General features: G+C 33.6%; 11 protein-coding genes. 2 read left to right on the top strand and 9 right to left on the bottom strand.

What is annotated here, in order from left to right; translation table 11 throughout:
- Window positions 1-3 precede the first annotated feature (3 nt).
- Window positions 4-3,099, bottom strand: coding sequence for a TonB-dependent receptor (locus Q4500_RS01610; protein ID WP_303598012.1), 3,096 nt, complete (start codon window positions 3,097-3,099; stop codon window positions 4-6).
- Between the two features lie 328 nt (window positions 3,100-3,427).
- On the bottom strand, window positions 3,428-5,059 hold the full coding sequence (locus Q4500_RS01605; protein WP_303598011.1) for a tetratricopeptide repeat protein: 1,632 nt from the start codon (window positions 5,057-5,059) through the stop codon (window positions 3,428-3,430).
- A 419-nt stretch (window positions 5,060-5,478) separates the two neighbouring features.
- On the opposite strand from Q4500_RS01605, the gene Q4500_RS01600 reads away from it, so the two are divergent.
- Window positions 5,479-8,007, top strand: coding sequence for a glycoside hydrolase family 2 TIM barrel-domain containing protein (locus Q4500_RS01600; protein ID WP_303598010.1), 2,529 nt, complete (start codon window positions 5,479-5,481; stop codon window positions 8,005-8,007).
- 333 nt (window positions 8,008-8,340) lie between these two features.
- On the opposite strand, the gene Q4500_RS01595 is transcribed toward Q4500_RS01600, so the two are convergent.
- From Q4500_RS01595 to Q4500_RS01565, 7 genes are all read right to left on the bottom strand, one after another.
- The gene (locus Q4500_RS01595) at window positions 8,341-8,679 is read right to left on the bottom strand and encodes an L-rhamnose mutarotase (protein WP_303598009.1); all 339 of its coding nucleotides are present in this window, start codon (window positions 8,677-8,679) and stop codon (window positions 8,341-8,343) included.
- An 18-nt stretch (window positions 8,680-8,697) separates the two neighbouring features.
- Complete coding sequence (gene fucP / locus Q4500_RS01590) at window positions 8,698-10,017, bottom strand: L-fucose:H+ symporter permease (RefSeq protein WP_303598008.1); 1,320 nt, start codon at window positions 10,015-10,017, stop codon at window positions 8,698-8,700.
- An 87-nt stretch (window positions 10,018-10,104) separates the two neighbouring features.
- Window positions 10,105-10,896 (bottom strand): SDR family oxidoreductase, encoded by a 792-nt coding sequence (locus tag Q4500_RS01585; RefSeq protein ID WP_303598007.1) that lies wholly within the window; start codon window positions 10,894-10,896, stop codon window positions 10,105-10,107.
- Between the two features lie 10 nt (window positions 10,897-10,906).
- The gene (locus Q4500_RS01580) at window positions 10,907-11,734 is read right to left on the bottom strand and encodes an amidohydrolase (protein WP_303598006.1); all 828 of its coding nucleotides are present in this window, start codon (window positions 11,732-11,734) and stop codon (window positions 10,907-10,909) included.
- Window positions 11,735-11,742: 8 nt separating this feature from the next.
- Window positions 11,743-13,221 (bottom strand): tagaturonate reductase, encoded by a 1,479-nt coding sequence (locus Q4500_RS01575; protein WP_303598005.1) that lies wholly within the window; start codon window positions 13,219-13,221, stop codon window positions 11,743-11,745.
- Between the two features lie 30 nt (window positions 13,222-13,251).
- Window positions 13,252-14,898 carry a UxaA family hydrolase gene (locus Q4500_RS01570; RefSeq protein WP_303598004.1) on the bottom strand — a complete coding sequence of 549 codons (1,647 nt, stop codon included), beginning with the start codon at window positions 14,896-14,898 and terminating at the stop codon, window positions 13,252-13,254.
- 4 nt (window positions 14,899-14,902) lie between these two features.
- The gene (locus Q4500_RS01565) at window positions 14,903-15,913 is read right to left on the bottom strand and encodes a zinc-binding alcohol dehydrogenase family protein (protein ID WP_303598003.1); all 1,011 of its coding nucleotides are present in this window, start codon (window positions 15,911-15,913) and stop codon (window positions 14,903-14,905) included.
- 327 nt (window positions 15,914-16,240) lie between these two features.
- On the opposite strand from Q4500_RS01565, the gene Q4500_RS01560 reads away from it, so the two are divergent.
- Window positions 16,241-20,473: a hybrid sensor histidine kinase/response regulator transcription factor gene (locus tag Q4500_RS01560; RefSeq protein WP_303598002.1), complete on the top strand. Its 4,233-nt coding sequence runs from the start codon at window positions 16,241-16,243 to the stop codon at window positions 20,471-20,473.
- Window positions 20,474-20,529 lie beyond the last annotated feature (56 nt).

Below are 20,529 nucleotides of genomic sequence, written 5' to 3'. Positions count from 1 at the left end.
TTATTAAAATTTAACTTTAACCCCTAGAACAAATCTTCTGGTTACAGGATAATTACCTCTATCAACACCTCTTGTGCTTATACCATTACCACCAACTTCTGGATCATAACCTGTATAATTAGTAAATGTAAAAGGGTTAAATCCTGTTAGATATAATCGTATGCTACCAATTTTGGTTTTATCTAGTAATTCTTTAGGTAATGAATAACCCAAAGTAATATTTCGAATTCTTAAATATGTACCATCTTCTATCCAATAATCTGATCTTGCTCTAATGCTTTCTGTAGCCTCACTATTTCTATAACTAGGAATATCAGAAGTAGGGTTTTGTGGAGACCATTGATAATATTGATCTAAGTGTCTACCTTGAGTATAGGCGAAAAATCGTGCACCGTTAAATAACTCAGCGCCGTAAGACATATAAGTCTGAACCGACAGATCAAAGTTTTTATAGTTTAAATCAACATTTAAACCAGCTTCCCATTCTGCTTGACCAGAACCGGCATATACACGATCATTATCATCAATTGCATTATCACCATTTACATCGGCATAACGAATATCGCCTTTTGCTGCAGATGGATTGATTTGCTGGTATTCTGCTAATTCGGCATCAGTTTTAATTACGCCTTCATTTTTCAATAAAAAGAATGATCCTGCTTCATGACCTACCGCAAAAAATGTAGTTTCATCTATACTGTTACCTAAAGAAAATGTTGGTCTACCATTAGAGTACCCACGTTCTATTCCGTTTAAATCTATAATCTCATTGGTATTTTTCGTAAACGTAGAAGAGATATTATATTTTAGTCCACTTTTAAAATCACCTTTATATCCTAAAGCTATTTCTACACCTTCGTTGGTCATTTTACCCGCATTAATAAATATAGGGTTATACACGGTTTCTGCACCCGGCGCAGATGTACCTAAAGAAGGCGGTGTTTGAAATGGCAACAACATATCTTGCTTATCATTGCTATAAAAATCAGCAGTCAATGTCAATCTATTTTGAAACATAGCTAAATCAAATCCGATGTTTTTCGAAACACTCGTTTCCCATTTCAAATCAGGATTTGCATTTCTCCTTTGTATCAATCCTGAAGCAATAGCTTCATTAGGTCCGAATAAATAATTTACACCAGTTTCTATTTGAGTAGATGCAGCATAAGGCTGAACATCTTGGTTACCCAATTCTGCATAACTAGCTCTAAACTTTAAGCTATTGACCGCATCACCCAAAAATGAATTTTTAAAGAAATTTTCTTCGGCAATATTCCATCCAACAGAAATACCTCCAAAAGTACCATATCTATTATCTGGTCCGAATTTAGAAGAACCATCTCTACGAATACTTGCAGACAATAAGTATCGCTCATCATAACTATATTGAACTCTACCTAGCAAGCCAGATAGTGCATAATTATTTACAAAACTAGTTGGTGTAGTTGCAGAAAAAGCTTGCCCTATTTCTTGTGTGCTATTTGTAGGAAAACCGATACCCCCTATAGTAAGTTGTTCTGATGTATAATCTTCAAATGAAGACACCAATGTTGTGTTTACTTTATGAGAGCCGAATTTCACATCATAGTTTATCATATTCTCAAGGACCCTTCTAGTAGACATAGTAAAATCTTTTTGAAGTTGTGCCTCAAGCGTAGAAGCCGTTGCATTTAACACCCCATCTCTACCATAAATTAAAAATGTAGGTCTAAAGAATTTTCGGTTATAGTCAAATTTATTATTACTTAAACTTAACTTATAAGTCAATCCTTTTGCTAATTCATACTGCATATTGAAAGCAACATTGGTCGAAGTTGTTTTTCTATCATCAATGTTTAATAATTGTTTTGCTAAAAAGCCAAAATAAATAGTATTATCTACTGGTATTGTTACCACATTATCTTCACTAATATTTAAATCCCCTAGAGGTAGCTGCCAAGGGTTTTGACCTATACTATATTCATAATAAGCGAAAGGTTCTTGCTCTCTATTTTCTTCGGTATAGGCGACTGTAGCAAATGCTTTAAATTTTCCTTTTGTAAAATTGGCTGTCAATCTAGAACTCAATCTATCAAAACCAGATTTGATTAGAACACCCTCTTGGTCGATATAACTAGTACTAAAACCTAAATTCAAATCTTTAGAACCACCACTAATACCCAACTCATAGTTTCTAAATAGTGCGTTGTTATTTTGTACATCCCCTACAAAGTCACTATCATAATCCAATAATTCTGGAGAAGTAATAAAGTATCCTGGCAGATTACCACCGTTTAAAACATTATCTACAGAAAAATCTGCAAATAGTTGTTGTTGTGTATTCATCAAAGGTGTTCCTGAAGTTATATTCTGAATACCTGTGTATGTAGAAAAGTTAACATCTAACTTCCCTTCTTTACCTGATTTGGTCGTAATTAAAATAACCCCGTTTGAAGCTCTTACACCATAAATAGAAGCTGCAGCACCATCTTTTAATATGTCTATAGTCTCTACTTGATCCGGAGCGATGTTAGGGTTAGATTCATACGGAACCCCATCTACAACATACAATGGTTCTAAACTCCCGAGCAAAGATCCAACACCCCTAATTTGAATGTTAGCAGCTTCTCCCGGACGCCCACTTGCAGCTTGCACATTTACACCTGCTACACGACCTTGAATTGCCTCGCTAATATCAGTCACAGGAGCTATACTAATAACATCAGACTTTACTTGTACTACGGCACCTGTTACCTCTTTTTTCTTCTGTGTACCATAACCGACTACAACAACTTCATCTAACAAAGCAAGGTCTTCGATAAGAACAACTTTTAAATTCTCATTTGCACCTACACTTACTTTTTTAGTTTTAAAACCAATTGATGAAATCACTAAAACATCGCCAGATGCTGAATTAATCGAAAAAACTCCATCAAAATCAGCAACAGCTCCTTTAGTTGTTCCTTCAATAAGAATGGTTGCACCTGGTATCGGCGTACCTTGTTCATCACTAACGGATCCATTAATTACATCTTGCGCATGGCCTTGTTGCATTGCCAAGATTACAAATAGAGAAAACACTGAAAGCATCCTCTTCCATAATTTGTCCTTTTCCTTCATAAATAAAATTGAGTTAATTAATAATTAAGTTTTGGTGAGTTATTTTTAACAAATTCTTATTTTGATTCTAAAATATTAATCAAACAATAAATTTATCGGATCTAAATTATCAATTTCATATTATAGTTTTAGGAAATTTGACTCAACTAAAACTGAACAATTCATAAAAAAAAGGCTTATTTATCAGTGTTTTAAGCAATACTAAACACAACTAGACAGTAATTTTGATGGTACTATTAGAAACAGTTGATTAATATTCAACTAAAGGAATGGAAATAATGCTATGAAATTAAAACTACTGAGCTTTAGGAAGTTTAAAAATTCTAAATCAGTGGTTTGCTATAAATTCGGTGAGATTATCATTACGTTTAAGTTTCAATTTTTTTCTTAAACGATAACGAGATGTGTGCATACTTTCAATTGAAATACCTAAAAGTGATGCCATTTCTTTACTAGAAAAATTAAGCTTTACTAATGCACAAAGTTTTAAGTCTGTTTGACTCAAAGAAGGGTAAGCATCTTTTAAATTTTTATAAAAACTTTGATTTACAGCCGTAAACCTAGCTTCAAATTCTTTCCAATTACCACTTGGACTACCTTGTGCTGAACTAATAATTCTATTGAGAGCAGAAACGTCTAAATTTTCTTTACTCTTACCAATAGTATCTTTCATTTTTCTAATAAACTCTTCTTTCTCTATCAGTTGCAATGCAGAAGACGTTAGTTCATTATTTTTCAATTCTAATATTTCATTAGTTTTCTGCAATTCAACAACTCTCTTTTCTTCAAGTGATTTTTTCTCTAACTTATGTTTACGTCTAATATTACGAATGAATAAAAATCCAAGAATAAGTAAGGAAGCTACAACAACAAACATCAATAAAAATTTCAAAACCCATAATTTTTCTTCATTTTCTAAATTAGCCAAGCGCTGTTCTTTTATTAATTCCTTTTCTTTTTCTTTCTGCAGGCGATATTTATCATTAATCTCAAATAAATGTTGATTATTCTTACTTTTTCTACCAAAAATTAATTCATTCAATTCATTTGCAGTCTCTAAATGAAAAAAAGCACTTTCAAAATCTTTAACCTGTTTATCTAAAAGCGCCAAGGCTTCTTGTACCATTAACTTATAATTTGAATGATTGCTATACACTGTAGTATAAGCTAACGATTGCTCAAAAAACTTTCTACTCTCCTCTAAATCACCCTTCATAAAATAAACCTGACCAATTAAATAGTCTATAATAATGAGGTATGAGGGGTTTTCAATCTCGAACTCATTTCTAGATTTATTTAACTTAAGCAAGCCCATTTCAAAATCACCGTCCCTTGCGTCTTGATAGCCCTCTTCTGCATCTAAATAGTTAGATTTTATCTTATATTGATTTCGAATAATATTACTACTGTCTAAATATTTACGAACCATCTTATCATTCCCATTGGTTCTAAACATAGTAGTTAACGCATAATAATCAGTTAATAAATAACTAGAATTCATAACCTTTTCATCAATCATTTTATCCTTTAATCTCAGCGAAAGGTTGAAGTAATTATTAGCTTCGTTATCACGTCTATAAAATAAATAAAGCCAACCCAAAGCTTGATATAACTTTGTTCTTGCTACATCGTTTTTTGAACTATCAGCAAGAAACAAGGCCTCCCAGTAACCATCGTATGAATTTCCATAATCTAAATTATGGGCATATAAATTTGAAAGCTCATATAAACTATTTACCAAGTTAGCGGTATCTTTTTGCTCTTTATGTAAGTGAATACTTTTCTTGTAGAAACTAATGGCACTATCAATATTCGTAGCTTTTAGTGACTCTGCTTTTTGAAAATATTGATCGGTTTTATTAATATTTTGCGCAGACAAGATACCACTTAGGCATATGAGCAAAACTAAGGTTGAAAAGATAACCATATACCCTCGAAAAGTCTGTATTGTATAATTCATATCAAAAAAAATTCTCCTCGTTCTTTTAAAGTTTAATTGAGAAATCAATATATACAATGTCTAGTTCATTTTCTTTAAAAACCACTACTAATTGGGTTATGTTGAGTTTTTGTCTAGTTTATCAATAACATTAAATCCTTTAATAAGCACATATTTGTAAAGCTAAGAATACTGCAATTATTAATATATAATATTGCAATATTTTGAATTAATTGAAAACTAAACGCGATATCAATATTCACTAACGGTTTAACTCTAAAAACTTGTCACCGACAAACGCCGTTTCTATATCGCAAAAAGTTCAATTATAGTTTATTAGAAATAATAGTTGGTTAAAATTAATTCAATAAGATGTTTAGTTTTTTCTAGTACAGTATAGCATCAAAACACACCGTGAAAAGTATTTTTAAACGAACAGCATGAAATATAAAATCTTCCTTATTCACCTAATTGCAATCACACTTTTTAGTTGTTCTACCAAAGAATATTTGACTACTAATACCGATTTTAATTTTAATTGGGAATTTAAGTTAGAAGACTCCACATCTAATCGGTTCGATACTACTTGGAAAAAAATAAACCTACCGCATGATTGGAGCATTGGCACTCCATTCGACTCAATAAACGGTGAAGGAGCTACAGGATATTTATTAGGAGGTACTGGATTTTATAAAAAAAAATTTACACTAAACTTGAACGACAATCAAGTTGCATATTTGGTTTTTGATGGTGTATATAATAATGCTAGTATAAGCTTAAATAATCAAGAATTAGGCGAACACCCTTATGGCTATGCACCTTTCTTTCATGACATAACCGAAAAATTGCACCCAAACACAAATACTATAAATGTAACTGTAGATAGAACAAGATATGCCGACAGCAGATGGTATACCGGTTCTGGCATCTATAGAAATGTAACCTTAATTACAAAAAACAAACTACACATTCCGGTATGGGGAACATTCATAACCACACCTCAGGTAAATGAGGATAAAGCCACGGTTAAAATAGAAACTCAACTTAAAAACGGGTATTCAGAAGATAAAAGAGTGAAAATCACTACAGAAATTTTCAATAATGAGAATTTAAAGGTTGGTTCAACAAGTAAAAAACTAACGATTTACACAGGGGCTACAGAAAATCATACAACTACCGTAGCTATTAAAAATCCTGATTTATGGGATGTAGACAAACCTACTCTTTATAAAGCCATTACTCAAATTATTGAAAATGATCAAGTTGTAGATACTGAAGAAACTATTTTCGGAATTCGCAGTATTAAGTTCGATGCCAATACAGGATTCTATCTTAATGGGAAAAACCGTAAAATAAAAGGTGTTTGTTTACACCATGACGCTGGCTTAGTTGGTGCAGCCGTACCTAAAAGTGTTTGGAGAAGACGTTTAGAAAAACTAAAAGATGCGGGTTGTAATGCTATACGAATATCGCACAACCCTGCTTCTAATGAATTTTTAGATTTATGCGATGAAATGGGCTTTTTAGTTCAAGATGAATTCTTTGATGAATGGGACAACCCTAAAGACAAAAGAAAAAACATGAACGAAAAAAGTGTGGACTACATTACCAGAGGTTATGTTGAACATTTTCAAGAATGGGCAGAAAGAGACTTGAAAAACACCATTTTATCACATAGAAATCACCCATCTATTTTTCAATGGAGTATTGGTAATGAAATTGAATGGACATACCCTCGTAATGCTGAAGCTACCGGTTTCTTTAATAATATGGACTGGAGTGGTAATTACTTTTGGTCTACACCACCAAATAGCATAGAACAGATTAAAGAGAAGCTAGACACGTTGCCAAAAGCAGCGTATGATATTGGTAAAACTGCTCAGAAATTGGCTAAATGGACCAAAGAATTAGACACAACAAGGTATGTAATAGCCAATTGCATTCTACCTTCTTCTAGTTATGAATCTGGTTATGCAGAAGCTCTAGACATAATTGGTTTTAGCTATAGACGAGTTCTTTACGATTATGGTCATGAAAACTACCCAAATAAGCCACTTATGGGTACCGAAAATTTAGGACAATGGCATGAATGGAAGGCTGTCATTGAAAGACCTTTCATTTCAGGAACATTCTTATGGACCGGCATTGACTACTTGGGAGAATCTAACGGAGGATGGCCTAAAAAAGGAACCCCAAGCGGATTATTAGATTTGGCTGGATTTGAAAAGCCGTCGTTCTACATGTTTAAATCTTTATGGAGCGAGACACCTAGTATATACATTGCTACACAGACTATTGAAAAATCAAAATATGTGCTTAATGACCATGGTAAAGTTGTTGAGAAAAAAGAAGGCGCTTGGCAAAAAGCGCTTTGGGTTTGGCAAGATGTTAATGAACATTGGAACTATGATAGTGATCAAACCACAATAGTAGAAGTATATTCAAATTCTGATGCAGTAGAACTTTTCTTGAACGAAAAATCATTAGGCATAAAAAAACTAGCAGATTTTGAGGATCATATTTACAAATGGGCAGTTCCATTTGAAGCCGGCACTTTAAAAGCTGTCGGATATAATAACGGAGAAAACTTTGAATCATTTATAAAAACGAGCACTCAACCAAAAGCCTTAGCAATATCTACTGATACTAAAAGCGTAGTAGCAGATGGTTATGACACTGCTCATATTATACTTCAAATAATAGATAAAGATGGTAATCCTGTTAAATTAGAAAATCAAAAAGTAAAATTTACAGTGACCGGAGATGCAAAAGTGCTTGGCGTAGATAATGGCAGTATCACTAACACGCAAAACTTTAATTCACAAGAATTAATGACAGATAAAGGGCGTGCTTTACTTATTGTTCAATCAATAAAAGGTAGCTCAAAACCAATACGTATCAAAGCCAGCTCTAATACATTAACGAGCAATGAAATTGAAATCACGATAAAACCAAATAAACAAGAATAACATTACAATTTTGTACTAGTTTGTTCAAATCTATTAAGAGCATGTTTATAAGCCCAAAAAACAAAAAAGATATAAATTACCTTATAAAATAAAACAGAAGCTGCAGAGGAGCTTGCAGATGCATTAGCTAGTATAAATAGTAACTAATTAAGCAAGGTATCAAAGAATGAATCATAACGGTTACAAGACTTTGAAAATGAAGGTTTTTTAATAATTTTATCATTGTTAACGATAGCCATAGTGTAGCTTTAATGAAGTAAGCTTATGTATTATTTAAAACACAGAAGCCAGATTTAAAAATCTGGCTTCTGTGTTTCTATTAGTTTAGTTGTGTTACAACTGAAAAATCTGTTCTAATTCAATCCACTTCTCACCATCTTTGGTCCATGGCAATTCTTGTTGGTAATTCCACATTAAATTCTCCCATTCTTGAACTCTAGTATTATCGGCATCCATTTTTGCTTTTTTCTCAGCATCGAATGTTTCATCAACTTCCATAATCATGAACATGCGGTTACCAGTGAGGTAAATTTGCATATCAACAATACCGGCATCTTTAATACTTTTAGTGATTTCTGGCCATGCCTTGCCTTCGGCATGATATGCTTTGTATTCTGCAATAAGTTTAGCGTCCTCTTTTAAATCGCAGGCGTAACAATATCTTTTAGTCATCGTTCAAGTTTTAAATAATTAAGCTTTTTGTTGTTTAGCAGCATATAAGCCATATAAACCGACAACAGCGATACATATCATTGGCATTATAAAAGAAAATTTAACTTCTGGAACTCCTAAAATAAGCGTGTCCGCAAGGTTATCACCTCCTATGTCGATAATGGCACCTTGCATTAACGGAAAGATAGCGCCTCCAACAATTGCCATCACCAGAAAAGCAGACCCCAACTTTGCTTCGTCACCCATATCTTTTAAAGCTATACCATAAATAGTAGGGAACATAATTGACATGAATAAAGAAATACTAACTAAAGAAATTAACCCGGGCATACCAGGTATAACAATAGCACCCGCACAACATAAAACGGCACAGCCGGCAAAGGTGTATAGTAATTTTGGCGCCGAGAATACACTTAACAAAGCAGTACCCAGAAAACGACCGCCAAGAAAAATTCCCATAGCAATCATATTCATATACGTGGCATTTATATCACTATTTGTAGATTCATTTAAATATTGCACGTATTGAAAGATAGCTGTCCAACACATTATTTGTGCACCTACATAAAACATTTGAGCTATAACACCAGGTAAAAAAGTCTTCTTCGAAAAGATTTTATTTAACGATTCTTTAAAGCTTAAACTAGTATGTTCTTGAACCGTCGGAATTTTGGTAAATACTATTAATATTAAAATAACCAAAACAACAACTCCTATGCCTAAATAAGGGTAACTAATAATATTCAAATCTTCGGTTTTAATTGAAGCTTTACTTGCCGCATCTAAAGCCGCGTAGGTATCATCATTGTAAGTTGACGATTTTATTTGACTAAGGACAACAAACTGAGCTATCAACATACCTGATATTGACCCAATAGGATTAAATGACTGTGCCAAATTCAATCGTTGTGTAGCGGTTTCTTTTGCCCCTAGCGATAAAATCAATGGGTTTGAAGTTGTTTCCAATAAGGCTAAGCCACAAGTGATAACATATAATGAAATTAAAAAATACGAATACTCTTCATAGACAGATGCCGGATAGAATAAAAATGCTCCTACAGCATAAAGCGACAGCCCAAGAATGATACCTTTTTTATAAGTATATTTTTTAATAAAAAGTGCAGCTGGTATGGCCATACAACCATAGCCGAAATAAAATGCAAATTGTACTAAATATGCTTGTGTCCAACTTAATTCTGGCATTACTTTTTTAAATGCAGTCACCATAGGGTTAGTAACATCATTGGCGAAGCCCCATAAAGCAAAAAGTATAGTGATTATTATAAACGGAACTAATAACTCTTTACTGACTACGGGTATTTTTTTTGGTTGATTCATATTTAGCTGGATAACTTTCATGATTAAAATAAAAATGCTAATCTGGTACTAATTAGACTTTGGTTATTCTGATAGGAAAAGCGGGAATTATTCCGTCAATAAAGATCTATCAAGATGCACATACCCGCCGTCTACGGTAATAAACTGACCGGTTGTATGAGATGATTTTTCTGAAATGGTAAATAGACATTGATCTGCTATTTCTGCCGGCATTGTCATTCTATTTTCTAAAGGAATCTTTTTAACGATAGCCTCAAGTTTTTCTTCTCCGTTATCTAAAGTTTTAATCCAAGCATCATAAGCGGGAGTCCAACTTTCTGCTATAACAATAGCATTAGAACGGATACCGAATTGTATTAAATCAACCGCCCATTCTCTGGTTAAACCGAAGACACCACCTTTTGACGCTGCATACCCAGAAGTACCACCTTGACCTGTAAGTGCTACTTTCGAGCCTATATTCAAAATATTTCCTTTTGACTTTTTAAGCATTGGCAAACAGTATTTAGTCATTGCAAAATAGCTTACCATATTTAGTTTTAAGGAATACATAAAATCATCTATTGAAGCATCTAAACCTGCACCATCGTTAACCCCTACATTATTTATTAATGCATGTATTTCACCGTATTTCTCTTCTATTTTACGAACAGCCTTTTCAATTTGAACATGATCAGATAAATCTGTCTTTACAAACAAGGCGTCAATACCTTTTTCTCGTAATTCTTTCTCATAACCTATACCTCTATCATTTCTACAAACGATTACAGGTATTGCGCCTTCGGCTGCCAAATGCTGAACTATGGTTTCACCAATACTTCCCTTTAATCCTGCAGCACCCGTTACGACAACTACTTTATCTTTTAGTTTTAAATCCATACTGTTCCTATTATAAATTATAAAATTTCATTGCATTCAAACCCATTATTTTAGCCTGCTCTTCTTCACTTAATTGCGAAATGAAATCTGTAACTATTTTTTTTACGGTTTTGTAATTTCCTGCCACTAAACACACTGGCCAATCAGAACCGAACATAATTCTATCTGCGCCAAAAGCATTTAATACCAAGGTCATATAGGGTGTTATTTGCTCAACTGTCCATTTTTTATAATCGGCTTCGGTAATCATCCCCGACAACTTGCAATACACATTTTTTTGCTTACCTATTTCGGTCATTAAAACAGCCCAACCCTCATAAAAACTATCTTTTATATAAGGCTTAGCTATGTGATCAATTACAAATTTGTGATTCGGGAATTTTTTCACAAATTCTAGAACTGCTCCCAATTGATGCGGAAACACCAATATATCATAGGTGAAATTATAGCGAGCTAATTTTGAGATACCTGCAAGAAAATCTGGTCGCAATAAAAAATTGTGATCAGCCTCACCTTGTACGACGTGCCTAAAACCTTTTACAACTTTAAACTTATTGTAATGCTCCAAAACCTCATCAATATCGTTACCTCTTAGGTCTACCCATCCTACAATTCCTTTTATAAAATTATTTTCTGAAGCCAGTTCAATTAAAAAATCCGTTTCAGCAGTTGTTTGATCTGCCTGTACTGCAACGCAGCCATCAATATCATTTTCAAGGTATACTTGCTTTAGATCAGCTGGCATAAAATCTTTTCTGATTACTGCCATTTCATCATCTATCCAGCTATGTTTTACCGGTTCATATTTCCAAAAATGTTGATGCGAATCTATTTTCATATATTTTATTATAGTGCCTTTAAACACTCTTTTACACCTACTTCATTTATGCTATTGATACTCTTAGTAACAAATTGAACCAGACCATTATATGTGGTTAAATTTTCGCCAACTATATCACTATTAGACAGTACGTTTGTAACCAAGTTTTCTATAGTTTGGTGTTGCTCTGTTACTTTTCGCCATTCTTCATTAAAGTAGCCCAACACATTAGCATCATCATTTACTGGAATATGCTCTCCATCGAATTCGCCTTTATAAAAACGAATTAAACATGCTAATGAAAATGCTATTCTCTTTGGAAAATGACCGTTAATTTGAGTGTATTCTTTAAATGCCGGTAATAAGCGAGCCTGAAATTTAGATGTACTATTTAATGATATGGCTATTAAAAAATGTTTAAGAGTCGGATTCTTAAATCGATCAATAACTGCATTTATAAATGCGTCAATCTCCTTTTCTGAGAAATTGGTTAGCGTAGGTTTTATTTCTTCAGACAGTACTTGCAATACATGGTTTCTAACCAAATCATCGTTCATACTTTCTAATACAGTTCTTAGACCTGCCAAATACCCTACAGGCACCAAAGAAGTATGGGCCCCATTTAGAATACGAACCTTCATTTCTCTATACTCTTTAAGATCATCAACGAACAAAACATTTAAGTCCGTTTTAGAAAAAGGCAATTCTTTTTGAACAATTGGTGCTGCTTTTATAACCCAACTATGGTACACCTCACCAGCGACCAACAAATCATCTTTATAACCCGTTTGCTGTTCAATGGCAACTTTTCTATCCGTAGGAAAACCAGACACAATACGATCAACTAGTGTGCTACAGAAATAATTACAGTTATTGATCCAAGTGATAAATGCTGTTTCTAAACCCCAGTGTTCAGCATATTGAATAATGGTTTTCTGTAAAGCATCGCCATTATCTTCAATTAATTCGCATGGTAATAAAATGCAACCTTTATCAGCTGCACCTTTAAAATAATTAAACCGGTGATATAACCATAAGGTCAATTTAGCCGGAAATTCATGAGGTGGGTTGTCTGTCTTTTGATCCTTTTCCGAAAATTTAATTCCTGCTTCTGTAGTATTAGAAACAATAAATCTCAGTTCAGGTACCTCTGCCAAAGCCAAATATGCATTCCAATCTTTATACGGTTGAATAATAGTACTAACAGATTCTACCAATGTTACCTCTGAGACTAAATTACCGTCTTTCAATCCATCTAAAACTACATGAAACAAGCCGTCTTGATTTAAGAGTTCTGAATACTCCCCTCTTTCGGTTGGTTTAACGACAGCCACACTACCATTGAAATCTGTTGTTTTATTTAAAACATCGAACATCCAATCGCAAAATGCCCTTAAAAAATTACCTCCACCAAACTGTAGTACACGAACAGGGTATTCTACAGGCTTACCTGTAGTTTTTCTGTTCAATATTTGTAGTTCTGTTATTTCCTTATGTATCGTCATGCTACTCTTACTTGTATTAAATTGAAAAGTTTATAAAGAAACTCCTCTTTTCCACGGAATAAAGTCATTATTACCATGTGCGACCGCTTTTGAAGCAAGCGTACCACTGGCTACTTGAATAATATGTTCCAGTATTTTTTCGCCCATAGTTTCTATAGAATCTTCACCACTGATAACCGTACCGGCATTAATATCAATAATATCATTCATACGCTCATATAAAGCAGTATTACTCGACATTTTTAAAACTGGGGCTACAGGGTTACCTGTTGGTGTGCCTAAACCAGTGGTAAACACAACCACATTGCAGCCCGAACCAACAAGACCCGTAGTAGATTCTACATCGTTACCAGGGGTACATAATAAATTCAATCCTGGTTTGGTCACCTGTTCCGTATAATCTAAAACCTCTACTATGGGTGAAGTACCACCTTTTTTAGCTGCACCGGCAGATTTCATGGCATCGGTAATTAAACCGTCTTTTATATTACCAGGAGACGGATTATTTTCAAAACCAGAACCCACGGCAACTGCAGCAGCGGAATATGCACGCATTAGGTCATAAAACTTTTTAGAGTCTTCATCAGTAATACATCTATTAATGATTTCTTGTTCTACCCCATTCAACTCCGGAAATTCTGATAATACAGGACTACCCCCTAAAGCAACCAATAGATCAGATGCATACCCTAAGGCAGGATTGGCAGAAATACCTGAAAAACCATCTGACCCGCCACATTCCAAACCTAGAACCAATTTACTAAGTGGTGCCGGTTTTCTAAAGATTTCATTAGCATCGATTAACCCCAAGAAAGTTACTTTAACAGCTTCTTCAATAAAATGACGTTCGCTTAAACTTCGCTGTTGTTCTAAATAATGCACGGGCTTATTACTATCGATTGCGTTCAATGCATTTTGAAGCATTGAAATCTGTGCATTTTGGCAACCCAAACTCAGTATGGTTGCACCAGCCACATTTGGGTTGGCGATGTAACCAGCTAGCAACTTGCATAAGGTTTCAGAATCTTGCCGAATGCCTCCACAACCACCATCATGCTTTAAAAATTTAATTCCGTCTACATTCGGGAACACCCTATTTTTCGCCATTTCTTCATGAGTAGCAATTATAGGTGTGTTTAATATTTTATCTCTTGAACTACCTAATTTATATTGTTGAATTAAAGCATCTGTATCTACAGAAAAGTCTTTCGTGGTTTGGTATCCTAATTTTTCTGATAGTGCAGCTTCAATTACATCTAAGTTTCTGTTTTCGCAAAATGTCAGCGGTATAACCAACCAATAATTGGCTGTACCTACTTTACCATCTTCTCTATGGTAGCCGTTAAAAGTTCTATTCTCAAATTTAGAAACATCAGGTGCCTGCCAATTAAATGCTACTTTAGTTTCGCTAAATTCTGCAGAGGCATGTTTTACGTTTTCTATGGTAATAGCACAACCTGCAGCAATTTTAGTCATTGCTTTACCAATTAAAACACCGTACATAAAAATGTCATCACCCAAATTAAAATCGACCAAGGCAAACTTATGTTTTTGCTTAATATGCTCGATTAAAGTAACCTCTAGATCTGCAATAGTAACAACCGTACCCTTCTCTAAATTAGTGATGGCAACGATTATATTATCTTTCGGATCTATTTGAACGTAACTTTTTTGCATTATATCAATTAAAATTAACTGTTGCTTTTATTACCCCTGTTTCTGGTTTTAACCAACTATCAAAATTTTCGATCATTTCTGTAAAGGGGACCGAATGTGTAATAAATGATGCCGTTGGAAATTGATCTAAAACATTAATAACATGTTCAAAATCTTCAGTAGTAGCATTTCTACTGCACATTAAAGTCATTTCTTTTGCATGTATTGCCGGGTGCGTATAGGTAAGTTCTCCTTTTGAAAGTCCTACTAAAACAAACCTACCTCCGTGCGACATGTACGAAGGACACATTTCTAATGCCCCCTTGTGTCCGGAAGCATCGAATACGGCCGTACATAATTCTCCATTTGTAATTTCAGAAATTTGTTTTACGGGATCTTCGCTTACATTAACAATATAATCTACCCCTATTTTATCTTTTGCATATTGCAAACGTTGCTCGTTCATATCTAAAGCGATAACTTTTGCACCTGCAATCTGAGCTAATTTCATAATTCCTATCCCGATTGGTCCACAACCAACAACGGCAACTGTTTCGCCAGGTACAATATTGGTTCTTCTAACAGCATGTGCCCCAATTGCCAGTGGTTCTACAATAGCCATTTCATCATCGGTCAAATTATTGGCTAACAACAGAATATTGGTGGGTACGGTAATGAACTCTTGCATTCCACCATCGGTATGTACGCCCAAAACTCTGATATTAGTACAACAATTTGTTTTTCCGTTTCTACAAGCGATACATTTTCCACAGCTTATGTACGGCATTACTACCACCTTATCTCCTGCTTTAATTCCACGTTCATTTGCTCCAATCTCAACTACCTCAGAAGCCAACTCATGACCTAATATTCGCGGATATGTAAAAAAAGCTTGATTGCCTCCATAGGCATGTAGATCCGTACCACAAATACCTACTTTTTTAATTCTCAACAAGGCTTCATCTTTCTTTCTTACAGGTGCTTCTTTTTCTTTTAAAATAAATTCACCCGGTTTTTCACAAACTATATATTTCATTAATGCGGAATTAGTAGCGTTTAAATTTAATTGAATTTAGAATTCAACTTTCACTTTATAGACCGTAAAGTTCGTGTATAAAGCGATTTTGAATTATAGCAAATGATTTAAAAGCTAGAACATATGATGTTTAATAGGCAGTACTACTTTTAAGAATTAACAAATAACTACTGAAAATCAAACGCTTACAATAAAACACGATATAACTTATGTCTACCGTTAAAAAAATCAATCATAAAATTTCATAGCTTAATTGATATATTTGTTAGTATGACCAATCTCCCCTATAAATTGAGCTCGACTAGGAGTTCGCTATATTTAATCTTTATGCTGCTCTTCGGATTAGCACATACCTCTTACGCTCAAAATTCTTTAAAATTTGAGCATTTAAATACAGAGAACGGATTATCGCAAAGCGATGTAAATACAATTATTCAAGATGATAACGGTTTTATGTGGTTTGGAACACATGATGGGTTAAACAGATATGATGGTTATAATTTTACTGTTTTTAAACCAAACCCTGAAAAGCCGCACAGCATAAGTAGCAACTTAATTTGGAAAATAATTGATGATAAATCAGGTAATTTATGGATAGGAACTACTGGTGGGGGTTTAAATTACTTCGATCAAAAAACTGAAAAATTCAAACATTTTAAAAGTGACCCTAATAATGAATTTTCCATAAAAAGTAATTACATCACCTTACTATTTAATGATAGTGATAACAGACTTTGGGTAGGTACCACGAAAGGAATTGATATGGCCGATCTATCAAAGCCAACAGATTCATTAAAATTTGAACATTTCAACTTATATCAAAACAGCAATTCACCTACTAGAAACAGTAATAATGTAAACACTTTTTTCGAAGACAGTATGCACCAAATCTGGATCGGTGGCATAAATGGTCTTTCTAAGTTATCTAGAGATAATAATGGAGACATGTATTTTCAAGAAGTAAACGAAAAAATCAACTTACCAAACACGCAAGTAAAATCTATAGTTGAAGACACTTATGGCCATTTAATTTTAGGTACTAGTAATGGTCTTTATCGATATTCTCCAAATAAAAAAGAGAATCAGTTACAGTTTTTCTATAGTGGCAATTTTAACACCATTTCAATAAATAACAATCATATTTGGGCAGGTACCGACTATGGTCTTTTAGAGTTTTCTAACCTATCTGAAACAAAATTACCCGAGTTGGTAGGCGAATACAAGTACGACCCTGAAAACCCTACGAACAGTTTAAGCAAAAATGCGGTTAAATCATTATATATTGATCATACTGGTATCATATGGGTGGGTGTCAATGGTGGCGGAGTCAATAAATTTGACCCTCAAAGAAAACAATTTTTACATATTAAAAAGAATCTCGAAGTAGGTAGTTTAAGTAACGATAAGGTTAGGGCCATTCATGAAGATAAAAATAAAAACCTATGGATCGGTACCGAAGGTGGTGGTTTAAACTTGTTAGGGAAAACAGATAAAGAAAGTGATTTTAATCAATTTCAACACTTTACAAAAATCAACAAGGTATTTGCCATTGAAGAAATACAATTAAAATCTAGCACCAAATTATTAGTTGGAGGAGAGAATTCACCAGGTTTATTCGAAATAGACCTTGGCAATAATAAAAAAATAACAGAAGAAGACTTAAAGGCAATATCCGAAGTACCAAGTAGTGTTTTTTCTATTTTACAAGATAAAGAGCATAATATATGGTTAGGTTTTTATAATGGGGGCATACAACGTTGGCTCATAAAAGAAGATGGTGATACCTTCGTTAAAGATAATTTTAAGCATAATACAAACAATGAAACTGGCATACCCAATAATATTATTAGAGATATTTTTCAAGACTCAAAGGGTGATATTTGGTTTGCTACCGGTAATGGTCTAGCAAAATTACCTTACAATCAAATTGATTCTAAGAATCCAAAATTTGTTAATTATAAGAATACGCCTGATGATGAAACTACCATTAGCCATAACTACATTTTATCCGTTTTCGAAAGTAAGTCTAAAGACATATGGGTAGGTACTTTTGGTGGTGGTTTAAATAAGCTTATACCTAGAAAAGATGATGAACCAGAACATTTTAAAACCTATAGTGAAAAAGAGGGTTTACCTAACAATGTTATAAAAGGAATTTTAGATGATAATCAGGGCAATCTATGGCTATCAACCAATAAAGGAATATCAAAATTTAGTATTGACAAAGAGAAATTTCAAAATTATGATGTAAATGATGGCTTACAAAGCAACGAATTTAGCGAGCTAGCCGCTTATAAAACCGAAGAAGGATTGATGCTTTTTGGAGGTGTTAACGGTCTTACCGCTTTCTACCCCGAAGATATTATAAGTAATAAAATAAAACCAGAAACGGTTTTAACCAACTTTTCCATCTTTAATAAACCTGTGGCTATTGACACCAAAATAAATGGTCGCGTTATTCTTGATCAATCTATAAATTCTATAGGCGAAATTGAATTAAAACATAATGAAAACAGCTTCTCTTTCGAGTTTGCCGCCTTGCATTATGCCGCTTCCAGTAAAAACAAATTTGCTTATAAGTTAGATGGGTTTGATAAAGATTGGATCTACACATCTGCCGATAATAGGTTTGCCACATATACCAATCTTGAGCCAGGTTCTTATATCTTACGTGTAAAAGCTTCAAACAACGATAATATTTGGGACGAAACTCCTGTTGAAATTAAAATAAAAGTTACACCGCCATGGTGGCAAACAAACCTTGCCAAATTTGCTTATTTATTATTGGCAATAGCATTGTTATATGCTTTTAGAAGATTTACTATGATTAGATCTGCAGAGAAGCATCAATTAGAACTTCGAAATTTAGAAAAAGATAAGAACGAAGAAATTCACCGACTTAAACTTGAATTCTTTACCAATATATCTCATGAGTTTAGAACCCCGCTTACACTTATAAAAGGTCCGTTAGACTATTTAATTAAAAAGGGAGAAAAAATTAGCCCGAAAGAAACCAAAGATCAATATGGGTTGATGCGAAAAAATACCGATTACCTATTACGCTTGGTAAATCAATTATTAGATTTTAGAAAAATGGATCATGGTAAAATGAACCTTAATCTAAGTAAAAGTAATATTACCGAGTTTTTAAAAGAAGTAGGTGAACCATTTCAGTTTCTGAGCAGAAAAAAGAATATTGAATTCGAAATAAAATCTTCGAAAGATTCAATTTTATCATGGTTCGATCCAGATGCCGTTGAGAAAGTTTGCAATAATCTACTTTCGAATGCCTTTAAATTTACACCTGAAGACGGTAGCATTCTTCTTGAAATTTTCGATGGTAATGATTTTAATAAACCAAAAGACATTGAGCTTACAGTAGACCAATCTAAATACATTGTTATTCAAGTTAAAGATTCTGGTCCCGGTATTCCGGCCCATAGATTACAACATATATTCGAACGCTTTTACACTGAAATAGGACTTACAACCCATGTAGATACCAAAGGAACGGGTATCGGACTCTCCTTTACCAAAAATCTTGTCGAATTACATCAGGGTATTATAAAAGTTAAGAGTGATTCTGAAAGCGGCACTACGTTTTATGTTTGGTTACCCAAAGAAAAAGAAACCTTTGAAAAAACAAAAGAACTCAACTTTCATGAAGTTTTTGAAGCAAACACCTTTATCAGTAAAGATGATGCCGACTCGCATGCCATCAGTTTTATGGATGATATCATTGACCAAAACATGACACGGTCTAGATCTAAACTTCCCTTACTACTAATCGTAGACGATAACTCAGATATAAGATCTTTTATTAAAAAGGGACTAGGAGAAAGCTATTATATCTACGAAGCTGAAAACGGAGAAAAAGGTTTAGAGTTGGCAAATAAGTTTATGCCAAATATTGTAATTACAGATCTAATGATGCCAGTTATGGATGGTATTGAACTTTGTAATAAATTAAAAACCACACAAGAAACAAGTCATATTCCGGTGGTGATGCTTACTGCTAAAACATCTCAAGAAAAAGAAATCGAAGGACTAAAAACTGGTGCAGACGCCTATATTAGAAAACCTTTTGATTTAGAACTTTTAGAATTGAAACTTGCTAATATTTTAAAAGATCGTGAAGAACTACGTAAAAGATTCAATAGAGAAATAACATTACAACCAAATGAAGTTACGGTAACCTCATCAGATGAAATATTTTTACAAAATGCAATTGAAATTGTAGAAAAACACATGATGAATTCTGAATTTAGTGTTGAAATGTTAGTTAAAGAAATGAATATGAGTAGAAGTAACTTGTATTTGAAAATAAAAGAATTGACCGGTCTTTCATCAAGTGAATTTATTAGAAATATTCGATTAAAACGTGCTGTTCAACTATTTGAAAAAAGTGATTTATCAGTAAAAGAGATCATGTACATGACCGGTTTTAATACCGCTTCGTACTTTTCGAAATGTTTCAAAAAACAGTTTGGCGTAATACCTAGCAAGTACATTAGACTTAAAAAGACCGATGATATTTCAAATGAAGAAATAGAAGGATAAAACATATGTTGTTTTATAAAAACCATCTGTGACCGCTAAATAAAACTATAAAAGCC

Origin of the sequence: Maribacter sp. 1_MG-2023, assembly GCF_030547005.1 — a bacterium.
In the GTDB taxonomy this organism is placed as follows: Bacteria; Bacteroidota; Bacteroidia; order Flavobacteriales; family Flavobacteriaceae; genus Maribacter.
Note: the sequence above shows the minus strand (reverse complement) of the source record. Positions and strands in the feature narration are given on the sequence as shown.

What these genes read in the sequence shown, in the direction of transcription:
- Q4500_RS01610 (WP_303598012.1), bottom strand. Translation starts at nt 3,099, where the DNA reads ATGAAGGAAAAGGACAAATTATGGAAGAGGATGCTTTCAGTGTTTTCT.
- Q4500_RS01605 (WP_303598011.1), bottom strand. Translation starts at nt 5,059, where the DNA reads ATGAATTATACAATACAGACTTTTCGAGGGTATATGGTTATCTTTTCA.
- Q4500_RS01600 (WP_303598010.1), top strand. Translation starts at nt 5,479, where the DNA reads ATGAAATATAAAATCTTCCTTATTCACCTAATTGCAATCACACTTTTT.
- Q4500_RS01595 (WP_303598009.1), bottom strand. Translation starts at nt 8,679, where the DNA reads ATGACTAAAAGATATTGTTACGCCTGCGATTTAAAAGAGGACGCTAAA.
- fucP (WP_303598008.1), bottom strand. Translation starts at nt 10,017, where the DNA reads ATGAATCAACCAAAAAAAATACCCGTAGTCAGTAAAGAGTTATTAGTT.
- Q4500_RS01585 (WP_303598007.1), bottom strand. Translation starts at nt 10,896, where the DNA reads ATGGATTTAAAACTAAAAGATAAAGTAGTTGTCGTAACGGGTGCTGCA.
- Q4500_RS01580 (WP_303598006.1), bottom strand. Translation starts at nt 11,734, where the DNA reads ATGAAAATAGATTCGCATCAACATTTTTGGAAATATGAACCGGTAAAA.
- Q4500_RS01575 (WP_303598005.1), bottom strand. Translation starts at nt 13,221, where the DNA reads ATGACGATACATAAGGAAATAACAGAACTACAAATATTGAACAGAAAA.
- Q4500_RS01570 (WP_303598004.1), bottom strand. Translation starts at nt 14,898, where the DNA reads ATGCAAAAAAGTTACGTTCAAATAGATCCGAAAGATAATATAATCGTT.
- Q4500_RS01565 (WP_303598003.1), bottom strand. Translation starts at nt 15,913, where the DNA reads ATGAAATATATAGTTTGTGAAAAACCGGGTGAATTTATTTTAAAAGAA.
- Q4500_RS01560 (WP_303598002.1), top strand. Translation starts at nt 16,241, where the DNA reads ATGCTGCTCTTCGGATTAGCACATACCTCTTACGCTCAAAATTCTTTA.